Raw genomic sequence first — 13,528 nt, forward strand, 5'->3', positions numbered from 1 at the left:
TCAAAAGAAATGAACACACCATCAGAACTAAAGTACACCAAAGACCACGAGTGGGTTAAAGTAGAAGGCGACACTGCAACTATCGGAATTACAGATTATGCCCAGGGAGAATTGGGAGACATCGTATTCGTAGATGTAGACACAGTAGATGAAGATCTTAACGAAGGCGACGTTTTCGGAAGTGTAGAAGCTGTGAAAACTGTTTCCGATCTTTTCCTTCCTGTTCCCGGAACTGTTTTAGAAGTTAACGCAGATTTGGAAGATCAGCCGGAATTGCTAAACACAGACCCTTATGGTAAAGGTTGGATCATCAAATTGAAAGTTGCGGATTCTGCAGACTTTACCAAATTATTATCCGCAGAAGAATACCAGGAAGTTGTTGGATAATCTCATAAACAAATATAGTAAGATCACATTGCCCATTTATTGGGCATTTCTTACTTATATGCTTTTGCGTCCGGGTGTGGAGAACAAAGAATATCCCTTTATGTTCCGGCATATAGATAAGATCATCCACTTTACCATATTTTTTCTTCTCGGATTTTTCTTCCGGCTCCGTTTCCCAAAGACATCACTATTATATTTTTTCTTGATTCTCGTTTCTTACGCATTGCTTACAGAGATTCTGCAGGACATTATGAAATGGGGACGTTCGCTGGAAGTTTTAGATGCCGTTGCCGATACTTTAGGCTTATCACTTTCATACTATATATATAATAGGTATACAAATTTCCAAAACCGGATTTGAGATTTTTTTTGTGTTACAGTAAATATTAAGATTTCATAACTTTAAGGAAATTAAATTTACTGGCACAATTAATCAATTTCATAACTTGGGCGGCTGCCAAAAAGCCATTTCTTTCCCATCGTTATTTTTGTCACCGGGCTATCCGCTCATATCTTTTACTTTTTTTGGTATAAAATTACCATACTATATAGGAGTAGCATGACACTTCATTAGAACTTGTCTGGTAAAAATAACAAAAAAGTAAAAGGATAACCGCTGCTATCCCTGCCGCAAATCCCCATCAAATCTAAGTTTTCTATCAATTTAAGGATGTTTAACATAATGTGGATAACTTTAGGATGACCTTTATCGTACTGTTTTACAGTTGGTTAATTACGGTAGTTTTACACAATTGTAAACTAATCATTAATTCCGTTTGCATGTACAGCTTATTCCACCATATATTTGCAGAACCAAAACGAGAGTAGTGGTAGCGCAGGAGCCCAATAGAACGTATACGAGATGGATTAGGTCTTATTAATTAAGGTTTAATTTTTTTGAAAAAAGTTTTGTTGGATATAAAAGAATACATTATCTTTGCAGACCCAAATCGAGAGATTGGCGGAGCGCAGGAGTTGATAAGAGATACGAAATTATATAACCGTTTAGATGGTTAAAAAAAACTTCAAAAAAGTTTTGGTAGTTTCGGAAATGTTTTCTACTTTTGCAATCCCAAATCGAAAGGTTTACGGAGCGCAGGAGTTGATAATAAACGAGACTGTATAATCTTTAGGGGTTAGAAAAAAACTTCAAAAAAGTTTTGGTAGTTTCAAAAACATTTTCTACTTTTGCAATCCCAAATCGAGAGAAGAGGAAGCGCAGGAGACGAGTTAAAAACATATCAAAATAACTTTCGGGTTAATTAAAAAAAACTTTAAAAAAGTTTTGGTAGTTTAGAAAAAACTTTTTACTTTTGCACTCGCAAATCAGGGTCAACAATGACAGATTAAGAATCCTGAGGAGGCGAACAGAACGCAGTTCATTGACATAACATATAACAACCAAGTAAGAAAAAACCAAAGCGTCAATTTTTATTAATTGAGTTGAGTATAAGGACAAACAAACATACAATGGAGAGTTTGATCCTGGCTCAGGATGAACGCTAGCGGGAGGCCTAACACATGCAAGCCGAGCGGTATTTGTTCTTCGGAACAGAGAGAGCGGCGTACGGGTGCGGAACACGTGTGCAACCTGCCTTTATCTGGGGGATAGCCTTTCGAAAGGAAGATTAATACCCCATAATATATTGAATGGCATCATTTGATATTGAAAACTCCGGTGGATAGAGATGGGCACGCGCAAGATTAGTTAGTTGGTGAGGTAACGGCTCACCAAGACGATGATCTTTAGGGGGCCTGAGAGGGTGATCCCCCACACTGGTACTGAGACACGGACCAGACTCCTACGGGAGGCAGCAGTGAGGAATATTGGACAATGGGTGAAAGCCTGATCCAGCCATCCCGCGTGAAGGACTAAGGCCCTATGGGTTGTAAACTTCTTTTATACAGGGATAAACCTACTTACGTGTAAGTAGCTGAAGGTACTGTATGAATAAGCACCGGCTAACTCCGTGCCAGCAGCCGCGGTAATACGGAGGGTGCAAGCGTTATCCGGATTTATTGGGTTTAAAGGGTCCGTAGGCGGATTCGTAAGTCAGTGGTGAAATCTCATAGCTTAACTATGAAACTGCCATTGATACTGCGAGTCTTGAGTGAGATTGAGGTAGCTGGAATAAGTAGTGTAGCGGTGAAATGCATAGATATTACTTAGAACACCAATTGCGAAGGCAGGTTACCAAGTCTTAACTGACGCTGAGGGACGAAAGCGTGGGGAGCGAACAGGATTAGATACCCTGGTAGTCCACGCCGTAAACGATGCTAACTCGTTTTTGGGTCTTCGGATTCAGAGACTAAGCGAAAGTGATAAGTTAGCCACCTGGGGAGTACGTTCGCAAGAATGAAACTCAAAGGAATTGACGGGGGCCCGCACAAGCGGTGGAGCATGTGGTTTAATTCGATGATACGCGAGGAACCTTACCAAGACTTAAATGGGAAATGACAGGTTTAGAAATAGATCCTTCTTCGGACATTTTTCAAGGTGCTGCATGGTTGTCGTCAGCTCGTGCCGTGAGGTGTTAGGTTAAGTCCTGCAACGAGCGCAACCCCTGTCACTAGTTGCTAACATTCAGTTGAGGACTCTAGTGAGACTGCCTACGCAAGTAGAGAGGAAGGTGGGGATGACGTCAAATCATCACGGCCCTTACGTCTTGGGCCACACACGTGCTACAATGGCCAGTACAGAGGGCAGCTACCAGGTGACTGGATGCGAATCTCGAAAGCTGGTCTCAGTTCGGATTGGAGTCTGCAACTCGACTCTATGAAGCTGGAATCGCTAGTAATCGCGCATCAGCCATGGCGCGGTGAATACGTTCCCGGGCCTTGTACACACCGCCCGTCAAGCCATGGAAGTCTGGGGTACCTGAAGTCGGTGACCGTAAAAGGAGCTGCCTAGGGTAAAACAGGTAACTAGGGCTAAGTCGTAACAAGGTAGCCGTACCGGAAGGTGCGGCTGGAACATCTCATTTTAGAGCGTCTTTTAGACGATAAACAAAATTAAAGAGCCTTATACTTATTAAAGCTTTGGTTTTTTACTCGGTTGCTTATATAAAAATATAACCCCTAAAGATTAGTATCAGGGAACAAGAGATAATTAACAATTATTAATTAAAAATTAATAATTAGTAATTAGAGAGAGTCTCGTAGCTCAGCTGGTTAGAGCGCTACACTGATAATGTAGAGGTCGGCAGTTCGAGCCTGCCCGAGACTACTAATTGAAAAGACGGGAAGATAAAAGAAAAAGAGTCAAGATTAAGTCTTGTATCTGATGTCTTTCATCTCCAAGTCTAAAACAGGGGGAATTAGCTCAGCTGGCTAGAGCGCCTGCCTTGCACGCAGGAGGTCAAGGGTTCGACTCCCTTATTCTCCACCAAGTTACTGAAAAGTAACAAGAACAGAAGATTATACATTTACGAAAGACAATATTTATGGACAAATGGGTCCGGCATTACAATAATGTACATATTATTGAATGTAAAGAGTTCGACTCTCTTATATATTACTGTTTTATGACTTTAATTTAAAAGTTACGGATAGAGCCAAAAACAATATCTGTTCATTAAAGGCGTAAGAAGATAAAAGATCATTGACATTAACGATAAGAACATCACAAAGAGAAAACCGAGCGCAATTGAGCGCTTGAGTTTATAAAAATACCGTCTCGTCACTTGTGACGAGACAAAAAATACTGAACTAATTAATAATTAGGAAAGAAATCGTTAAGGGCGTATGGCGGATGCCTAGGCTTTCAGAGGCGACGAAGGACGTGGTAAGCTGCGAAAAGCTGCGGGGATTGGCACACACGAATTGATCCGCAGATGTCCGAATGGGGCAACCCGGCTGGTTGAAGACCAGTCACCTCGTAAGAGGAGCAAACCCGGAGAACTGAAACATCTAAGTACCCGGAGGAAAAGAAATCGAAGAGATTCCGTAAGTAGTGGCGAGCGAAAGCGGATTAGCCCAAAAGTCTTTATATGTTTAATAGAATGTTCTGGAAAGAACAGCCATAGACGGTGATAGCCCGGTATATGAAAGGCATACATAGATGATAAATGAGTAGGGCGGGACACGTGAAATCCTGTCTGAATATGGGGGGACCATCCTCCAAGGCTAAATACTCCTGAAAGACCGATAGTGAACAAGTACTGTGAAGGAAAGGTGAAAAGCACTTCGAATAGAAGGGTGAAATAGAACCTGAAACCGTACGCCTACAAGCGGTCGGAGCAGATTTATTCTGTGACGGCGTGCCTTTTGCATAATGAGCCTACGAGTTAATTTTACTAGCGAGGTTAAGGACTTAAGGTCCGGAGCCGGAGCGAAAGCGAGTCTGAATAGGGCGCTTAGTTAGTAGGATTAGACGCGAAACCTTGTGATCTACCCATGGGCAGGTTGAAGCTTTGGTAACACAAAGTGGAGGACCGAACCGGTTGACGTTGAAAAGTCTTCGGATGACCTGTGGGTAGGGGTGAAAGGCCAATCAAACTGGGAGATAGCTCGTACTCCCCGAAATGCATTTAGGTGCAGCGTTGAGACAAGTTTATTAGAGGTAGAGCTACTGATTGGATGCGGGGGAGTCAAATCCTACCAATTCCTGACAAACTCCGAATGCTAATAAATGTTTCTCAGCAGTGAGGGCGCGGGTGCTAAGGTCCGTGTCCGAGAGGGAAAGAACCCAGACCAACAGCTAAGGTCCCTAAATATATGCTAAGTTGAAACAACGCGGTTGGACTGCATTGACAGCTAGGATGTTGGCTTGGAAGCAGCCATTCATTTAAAGAGTGCGTAACAGCTCACTAGTCGAGCGGTCCGGCATGGATAATAATCGGGCATAAGCATATTACCGAAGCTATGGATTTGTAATTTATTACATCTGGTAGGGGAGCATTCTATTTGCACAGAAGCAGTATCGTGAGGTATTGTGGAGCGGATAGAAAAGAAAATGTAGGCATAAGTAACGATAAAGCGGGCGAGAAACCCGCTCACCGAAAGACTAAGGTTTCCTCAGCTATGCTAATCAGCTGAGGGTTAGTCGGGACCTAACGCGAACCCGAAAGGGGTAGTGGATGGACAATGGGTTAATATTCCCATACTTGCTCACACTAAAAAGGGGACGGAGTGACGTAGCTACTGGAGACTGACGGAATAGTCAAGACCTAGCCTTCGGGCGAAGTTGCTGTAGTGAAATCGCTTCCAAGAAAAGCCGAAGTGAAGCAACCCGTACCAAAACCGACACAGGTGGTCGAGGAGAGAATCCTAAGGTGCTAGAGTGAATCATGGCTAAGGAACTAGGCAAAATAGTCTCGTAACTTCGGAAGAAGAGACGCCAGCAGCAATGCTGGCCGCAGTGAAGAGGCCCAGGCGACTGTTTATCAAAAACACAGGACTCTGCTAAATCGAAAGATGCTGTATAGGGTCTGACACCTGCCCGGTGCTGGAAGGTTAAGGAAGGGCGTTAGCAGCAATGCGAAGCGTTTGACTGAAGCCCCAGTAAACGGCGGCCGTAACTATAACGGTCCTAAGGTAGCGAAATTCCTTGTCGGGTAAGTTCCGACCTGCACGAATGGTGTAACGATCTGGGCACTGTCTCAGCCATGAGCTCTGTGAAATTGTAGTCTCGGTGAAGATGCCGAGTACCCGCAATGGGACGAAAAGACCCTGTGAACCTTTACTATAACTTCGTATTGACTTTGAGTAAGTAATGTGTAGGATAGGTGGGAGACTTTGAAGCAGGCACGCTAGTGTTTGTGGAGTCAACGTTGAAATACCACCCTTTACTTACTTGGAGCCTAACTTCTTTTAGAAGGACATTGCGTGGTGGGTAGTTTGACTGGGGTGGTCGCCTCCAAAAGAGTAACGGAGGCTTTCAAAGGTACCCTCAGCACGCTTGGTAACCGTGCGTAGAGTGTAATGGCATAAGGGTGCTTGACTGTGAGACCTACAAGTCGATCAGGTGCGAAAGCAGGACATAGTGATCCGGTGGTTCCGTATGGAAGGGCCATCGCTCATAGGATAAAAGGTACTCCGGGGATAACAGGCTAGTCTCCCCCAAGAGCTCATATCGACGGGGAGGTTCGGCACCTCGATGTCGGCTCGTCACATCCTGGGGCTGGAGAAGGTCCCAAGGGTTGGGCTGTTCGCCCATTAAAGTGGCACGCGAGCTGGGTTCAGAACGTCGTGAGACAGTTCGGTCTCTATCTATTGCGGGCGTTAGATGTTTGAGAGGGCTTGAATCTAGTACGAGAGGACCGATTTGAACAAACCTCTGGTGTATCAGTTGTACCGCCAGGTGCACCGCTGAGTAGCTACGTTTGGAAGAGATAAGCACTGAAAGCATATAAGTGCGAAACTCGCCTCAAGATGAGACATCTTTTAAGGGTCGTTGGAGATGACGACGTTGATAGGCTATAGGTGTAAAGACAGTAATGTCATAGCCGAGTAGTACTAATTACCCGTAGATTTATTGCCTAATTGGCAGTTGCTCAATTGCGCAACAAGGTTATCTCTTTGTGAACGTTTTTATCGATAATTATTAGACTAGAAGATGATAGACTGATAGATGATAGACTTTAATAGTCTTTTTGCCTCCTATCTATTAATCTCAAATCTAATAATATAAATATATTGTACATCCTTTTGTACAAAACAGCCTTTAGGGTGGTTTTAGCAGAGGGGCTCACCTGTTCCCATTCCGAACACAGAAGTTAAGCCCTCTAGCGCCGATGGTACTGCGAAAGCGGGAGAGTAGGTCGCCGCCAGTTTTTTTAATCCTCAATCATTCATTTGATTGAGGATTTTTTTTGATCCAAACTCAAATATATTCTAAGAACATTTATAAGTAAAACTGATAAAATATAAATACCGAATCCCCCACATCATAAATTGAAGGTATAAACCAATGATGTGAATTGGTAATTATTTATTATCCCTCTATCTCACTTTTAAATTAATCTGCTATTTTCTTATTCTGTATTCAAATTCGACCTTACACATAACTAATATGACTTAAAATCTGTTAATGTTATAATAAAAGTATAGATTTCATTTTTTTTAAAATCTTAATTGAGTTATTTTTGCACAAATTAATTTTTAAAATGAAAAAATACTTATTTCTTCTTTTAATTTCTTTGATGGTGGTTTCTTGCTCCAAAGTTAAAGTTGAAGGAAATGTAAAAGGAGGTTCTCCTTTGGAAAGAATAGAATTTATAGAAGCATCAGGTGTAGCAACACTTCCTCTTATTAATATTGGTGTTGACGAAAAAGGAAATTTTAAAGGAGACTTTAAAGCTCCAAAAAATGGAATGTATGCAATGACTTATGCCGGGAAAATGAATTTCATCTATCTTAAAAAAGGTCAGGATTTAAAGATTTATGGTGATGCTGCAACTTTCCCTGAAATTTATAAAATCGAAGGTGATGCAAAGAAAAACAATGATTTCATAACAGCTACGCAAAAGTATATGGAGTCTTACAGTTCCAGATTAAATATGCAAATGCTGCAGAAAAAGGAATCTGAATTTTTAGCGGACATAAAAAAAATATATTCTGATCTTGAAAAAAACCTTGATGAAACTGCAGATAAATTAGGCGCAGATAGCGAAGTTGTAAAACTTAAAAAAGACGAATTAACAACTAATATATTGACATTTCTTGTTCAGTATCAATCTGCTCATGGTCAGGTTTCCGGTGATCCATCTTTTAAAGTTTCTAAAACTTTTACTGATTACGAAAAATCTCTGACAGAAAATAATGACAGAATGGTAGAGGAATTACCCGTTTACAGAAACTACTTATTAAATAAAGTTGGTCAGGATTTCCAGAACTTTGCTGTAAAACAAAAAGACAAGGATAATGTTACGATGTCTACAATTTTTGCCAGATACCTAGCAACAAATAAGGAGATGTCTCAAAAAACCAAAGATTATTTGCTAGCTTTTGTCATTGCTAAATTTGACCTTAATCCTTACACAAGTGAAGTGGAAAAAGTTAAGAAAATTAGTGATGAATATATAAAAGATTCTGAAGTTAAGAAAGACCTTAACTCTGCTATTAATGCTGTGTTTGGATTGAAAAAAGGAGAGGAAGCTCCTAAGGTTACTTTACAGAAGTTGGATGGAAAATCTGGTAATTTAGAATTAAATGGAAAACCGACTTTGGTAATGACTTATGCTTCTTGGAACCCTTATATTGGGCAATCTACAATTCCTGTACTTAAAGAAGTTGTAAATTTTTACAAATCTAAAGTTAATTTTGCATTTGTAAATCTTGATGATACTAATGAACAATTCACAAAAACAGCTAATGCAATGTTAAAAGGCATTCCTGGAACAAATTATTATGCTGAAGGTGGGTTGTCATCAGAATATGCTAAGAAATTTTTCATTTATGGATTTAAAATTCCTGGTTTCTTCTTGATTGATAAAGATGGGAAAGTGGCAAGCCAGACTTTTTATAATTTAGGTGATGCTAAGTTTGTACAGGAAATGAACAAAGTTTCTGGTCTGCAGGCGCCAACGGTTAATCCACAGGCACAATTACAAAATGATTTGTTACAACAGAATCCAAATGCAGATTCTGCAAAAACAAAATAATTAATGAAACAAAGAAGAAATAAAATTCTTGAAAGTATCAAACTCCTTTCTGCAGGTGCGAAAGGAGTTTCTGTTGGTAAAACAGAAGACGGGAAAACTGTGTTAGTTACTGGCGCAGTTCCCGGAGATATTGTAAACGTAAGGGTTAAAAAAACTAAAAGTAATTATGTAGAGGGAGAGGCTGTAGAGTTTTTAGAATATTCTCCATACAGAGTTAACGCCAAATGTATCCACTTCGGAACTTGCGGTGGTTGTAAATGGCAGAATATCGCTTACGAAAAACAACTCGACTTCAAACACAATGAAGTAGTCAATAATATCAAGAGAATTGGTGGATTCCCAGAATTTGAAGCTATCCCTATTTTGGGAGCGCCCGATCAGTATTACTACCGAAACAAAATGGAATTTTCCTTTTCCAACGCACGCTGGTTAACCAAATATGAAATTAGTTCGGAAGAGAATTTCGGTAATAAAGATGCCTTAGGATTCCATATACCAGGAATGTGGAGCAAGATCCTCGATCTTAAGGAATGTTATCTCCAGGAAGAACCCTCAAATCTGATAAGATTGGCAGTTAAGAATTATGCTGTTGAAAACGGTTTGGAATTCTATGATGTAAAAGCTCAACAAGGATTTCTTAGAACCTTGATGCTTCGCCAGAATTCTAAAGGAGAATGGATGGTGCTTTTCCAACTTTATAAGGAAATGAAAGCAGAAAGGATCAAATTGTTCGATTTTCTTTTAAGTCAAATCCCACAAATAAATACGTTGGTGTTTGCTATCAACCCGAAAGGAAATGATAGCATCTATGACTTGGATATCCAGACTTATTTCGGAGAAGGTTTTATCTATGAAGAAATGGATGGTCTCAAATTCAAAATCGGACCGAAATCTTTTTTCCAGACCAATTACAAACAGGCTTTGGAATTATACAGAAAGACACTGGAGTTTGCTGATCTTAAAGGTGATGAAGTGGTTTACGATCTCTATACAGGAACTGGGACTATTGCACAATATGTTGCAAGAAATGCAAAGCAGGTGATCGGGATCGAGTCTGTTCAGGAAGCTATAAATGCTGCAATTGAGCACGCTGAGCTAAATGGTCTTACCAATACCACTTTTTATTGTGGAGATATGAAAAACGTCTTCAATGATGAGTTTCTTGCCAACCACCCAAAAGCAGATGTTCTGATTACGGATCCGCCAAGAGATGGGATGCACCAAAAAGTAGTAGAGCAGATCCTGAAGTTAGCACCGGAAAGAATTGTTTACGTTAGCTGTAATTCGGCGACACAGGCTAGAGATATAGCGTTGATGAAGGACGATTATGAATTGGTAAAAATCCTTCCGGTAGATATGTTTCCACAGACACATCACGTGGAGAATATCGCTTTGCTGATTAGAAAATAGGTGTAATATATTTACGGATTTTTTAGCGGCGTCAGTCTGAGCTTGTCGAAGACTATAATTTATAGATTTTAATTTATATTTAATAAATGAAAAATGTAATATGGATTTTCGGATTGTTGTTGATTCTCACAAGTTGTGGGAGCGACGATGATATCTGCCTGGGAGAAGAATCTACACCAAGACTTAAACTTAAATTTCACAACGTCAATCAACAATTGATACGTTTGGATACTCTTTATGTAGATGTCGATTATGGGAAAACTACACTTACCAGTATTATTACAGCGCAAGCCAACGTAGATTCTGTTTTTGTCCCTTTGAGGATTGATGAAAGTCCTTACACCGATGTTTATGTCAGAAGAAGATTAGCAGGACCGAGGAGCAAGATAAGAGTTACTTACGATACAAAATCAATTTATGTCTCGCCAGCCTGCGGTTTCAAAATCAATTATGAAAACCTGAAAACTGATCTTTTACAAAGCGATCCTGTACTGAATGTTGAACCAAATCACACATCACTGACTGATGAAAGTAAGATCAATTTTTATCTGCGTTTTTAGTATTTTATCGATCTCAGTTTTTTCCCAGACCAAAAAGGAGGAGAAAAAGCAAGATTCTGTGAAATGGAAATATACCCCCAACTTTACTGTAGGTATGGACATATTGAATCTTGGAACCAGTTTTTTTGGAGACAGACAACTGATACAGGGATTTATATCCAGTAGAATCAATAAAAAAGTTCATGCCATTATCGATCTTGGATATGATAAGAATATCTATCAGAAAAATGGTTATGACGTAACAGCTGATGGCTTATTTGCAAAGATCGGAGGATTTTATATGCTTTCAATGGATCCGGAAAATGAGCTGAATGGTTTCTATGCCGGTGCAAAACTGGCAGGAAGTTTTTACAATCAGGAATATAAAGCAGTTCCGGTAAAAGGCTTGAACAGTGAAGGCGTTTTTCTGACTTTCGATCCTTCCACGCAAAGCAGTTATTGGATCGAGGCTATGCTGGGAGCAAGAGTTCAGGTTTTCACCAGTAATTTTTTTATTGATGTTAATGCACAGCCAAGATATCTAGCCTATACCACTAAGCAGGAGGAGATCAAACCAATGATTGTCCCGGGATTTGGGAAAAGCTCCGGAAGTTTCACAATGGGCTTTAGCTGGAGTATTGCTTATAAATTTTAAAAATAAAAAGTCTGCACAATGTGTGGACTTTTTATTTTAAATTTTTTTTGACAACTTAATCCGCTCATCATTTCTTCCCGATAATTTACGATATTAGATTAAATCATTTTAAAACAAAAAGCACAGAACTCTGTATGGGCTTTGTGCTTTTTTATTGAGATAAATTATAGAAATTATTTTAATTCAGCTTGATATTGAACGGCATTTCCATCATTACAGAAGCTTTTGCATTAGGATCTGTAATCTGCTGGAAGATCTTGAAATTCTCTTTCCCTATTTTATTTTTGATCACTCTTGTAGAAAAATCCTCATCCGTTTCAGAAGAGAAGATCTGCTCAAATTTTGAAACTTTTGCAGGATATGCAGAAACGCCATAATCCTTAAGATTAGCAGATTTTGCAGCAAAATTAATAGCATCCTGTAGTGTTCCCAGCTCATCTACAAGTCCGATTTGTTTTCCTCTAACGCCGGACCAGATCCTTCCGCCGCCGATAGAATCAATATCTTCAAAAGATTTTTTTCTGTTTACGGTTACAAAGTGTACAAATCGCTGATAAGTAGACTCTACACTTCTTGTCATTATTGTAAGCGCCCCGGGACTCAATCCGTTGATGGCTGAGATCATATTAGAATTGGCATTCGTGGTAACCGCATCACTTCGGATTCCGTTTTTTTCAGCCAAATCCTTAAAGTACGGGATCACGCCAAAAACACCAATAGATCCGGTTAAGGTATTCGGTTCTGAGAAAATCTTATCTGCGCCCATAGCAATGTAATAACCACCGGAAGCGGCATAATCTCCAAAAGAAACGATAACCGGTTTCTTACGTTTTAGCTGCTGCATTTCGAAAAGTATTTCGTCCGATGCATTGGCACTTCCTCCAGGCGAGTTGATTCTGAATACTACTGCTTTAATATCATCATCTTTTTGTAGCTTCTTGATTTCTTTAACAAAGTTATCAGAATATATAGCGTCATAACCTTTTCCATTATTGATTGCTCCGGATGCGTATAAAATGGCAATTTTATTTTTCCCGCTTTCTGGGTCTATCGATTCGGCATATTTTGCAAAAGAGATTTTGTTGATCTTTTCATCAGTCTCTATATTCAGTTTTTTCTTGATGATATTATCATATTCACTTTTCTGGATCAGCTGATCTGCCAGTTTATATTTTAAACTTAGATTTGGAAGATATCCGTACAGACTATCTGTAATTGTTTTAAATTCTGATGCAGGGATTTTTCTGGAGGTAGAGATTTTATTGGAAGTATTAGCCCAGATATCATTCAGTAAGGTTGAAAGCTGTTCTTTATTTTCCGGAGATATTTCGTCTCTTAAGAATGGTTCCACTGCCGCTTTGAATTTTCCGTGGCGGATCACCTGGATTCCAATTCCATATTTTTCGGCAAAACTCTTGAAAAAAGTCACTTCGGCAGAAAGTCCTTTTAATTCTATTCCGCCAGCAGGATTCAGATAATATTTATCGGCAACTGAACCTAAGTAATATGCTCCTTGAGAAACCGAATTCCCATAAGCATAAACAAATTTACCGCTTTTTTTGAAATCAATAAGTGCATTCCTAATGTCATCTAATTGGGTGATTCCGGCATTGATTTGATCGGCCTCTATACTTATTCCTTTTATTTTATCATCGGTTTTAGCATTATTGATCGCTTGGAGAACATCATATAGCAAAACTGCTTTTTGTTCTTTCTTAATACTGAAAAATTCTTCCTGATCCTCAGATGGACTGTCGATGATTTTGGTTTTCAGATCCAGGGTTAGTACAGAATTAGATTTTACATCGGAGGTGTCTGAGATAGAAGATAAAATTAGAAATGCTATAAAAAATACAAAGAAACCTGCTACCACTATAAAAAATGCAGTTAAATTTGCGAGAACTAGTTTGAAAAAACTTTTCATTATAAAATTA

7 protein-coding genes, 2 tRNA genes and 3 rRNA genes are annotated in these 13,528 nt (G+C 39.6%); 11 read left to right on the top strand and 1 reads right to left on the bottom strand.

Annotated elements, in window-relative coordinates:
* Positions 1 to 9: 9 nt before the first annotated feature.
* From gcvH to ACFJGY_RS04945, 11 genes are all read left to right on the top strand, one after another.
* A complete protein-coding gene (gene gcvH / locus ACFJGY_RS04895) occupies positions 10 to 387 on the top strand; it encodes a glycine cleavage system protein GcvH (protein WP_379968681.1) in 378 nt (125 codons plus the stop codon).
* The gene (locus ACFJGY_RS04900) at positions 380 to 748 is read left to right on the top strand and encodes a VanZ family protein (RefSeq protein WP_379968683.1); all 369 of its coding nucleotides are present in this window, start codon (positions 380 to 382) and stop codon (positions 746 to 748) included. Before gcvH ends, ACFJGY_RS04900 begins: the two co-directional genes overlap by 8 nt.
* A gap of 1,106 nt (positions 749 to 1,854) precedes the next feature.
* A 16S ribosomal RNA gene (locus tag ACFJGY_RS04905) occupies positions 1,855 to 3,371 on the top strand.
* A gap of 168 nt (positions 3,372 to 3,539) precedes the next feature.
* A tRNA-Ile gene (locus tag ACFJGY_RS04910) sits at positions 3,540 to 3,613 on the top strand.
* Between the two features lie 85 nt (positions 3,614 to 3,698).
* Positions 3,699 to 3,775 (top strand) — tRNA-Ala (locus tag ACFJGY_RS04915).
* A gap of 336 nt (positions 3,776 to 4,111) precedes the next feature.
* A 23S ribosomal RNA gene (locus tag ACFJGY_RS04920) occupies positions 4,112 to 6,867 on the top strand.
* A 185-nt stretch (positions 6,868 to 7,052) separates the two neighbouring features.
* Positions 7,053 to 7,160, top strand: a 5S ribosomal RNA gene (rrf, locus tag ACFJGY_RS04925).
* The 16S, 23S and 5S rRNA genes sit together here with 2 tRNA genes alongside, the layout of an rRNA operon.
* Positions 7,161 to 7,493: 333 nt before the next feature.
* Positions 7,494 to 8,990, top strand: coding sequence for a TlpA family protein disulfide reductase (locus ACFJGY_RS04930; RefSeq protein WP_379968685.1), 1,497 nt, complete (start codon positions 7,494 to 7,496; stop codon positions 8,988 to 8,990).
* A 3-nt stretch (positions 8,991 to 8,993) separates the two neighbouring features.
* On the top strand, positions 8,994 to 10,400 hold the full coding sequence (gene rlmD / locus ACFJGY_RS04935; protein WP_379968687.1) for a 23S rRNA (uracil(1939)-C(5))-methyltransferase RlmD: 1,407 nt from the start codon (positions 8,994 to 8,996) through the stop codon (positions 10,398 to 10,400).
* 86 nt (positions 10,401 to 10,486) lie between these two features.
* Complete coding sequence (locus ACFJGY_RS04940; protein ID WP_379968689.1) at positions 10,487 to 10,960, top strand: DUF6452 family protein; 474 nt, start codon at positions 10,487 to 10,489, stop codon at positions 10,958 to 10,960.
* Entirely contained in the window at positions 10,926 to 11,594 is a 669-nt protein-coding gene (locus ACFJGY_RS04945; protein WP_379968691.1) for a DUF6048 family protein, read from the top strand. The genes ACFJGY_RS04940 and ACFJGY_RS04945 overlap by 35 nt, the downstream gene beginning before the upstream one ends.
* Before the next feature lie 178 nt (positions 11,595 to 11,772).
* Here ACFJGY_RS04945 and sppA read toward each other — a convergent pair whose 3' ends face one another.
* The gene (gene sppA, locus ACFJGY_RS04950) at positions 11,773 to 13,518 is read right to left on the bottom strand and encodes a signal peptide peptidase SppA (RefSeq protein ID WP_379968693.1); all 1,746 of its coding nucleotides are present in this window, start codon (positions 13,516 to 13,518) and stop codon (positions 11,773 to 11,775) included.
* Between the last annotated feature and the right edge of the window lie 10 nt (positions 13,519 to 13,528).

Origin of the sequence: Epilithonimonas sp. UC225_85 (assembly GCF_042695135.1) — a bacterium.
In the GTDB taxonomy this organism is placed as follows: Bacteria; Bacteroidota; Bacteroidia; order Flavobacteriales; family Weeksellaceae; genus Epilithonimonas.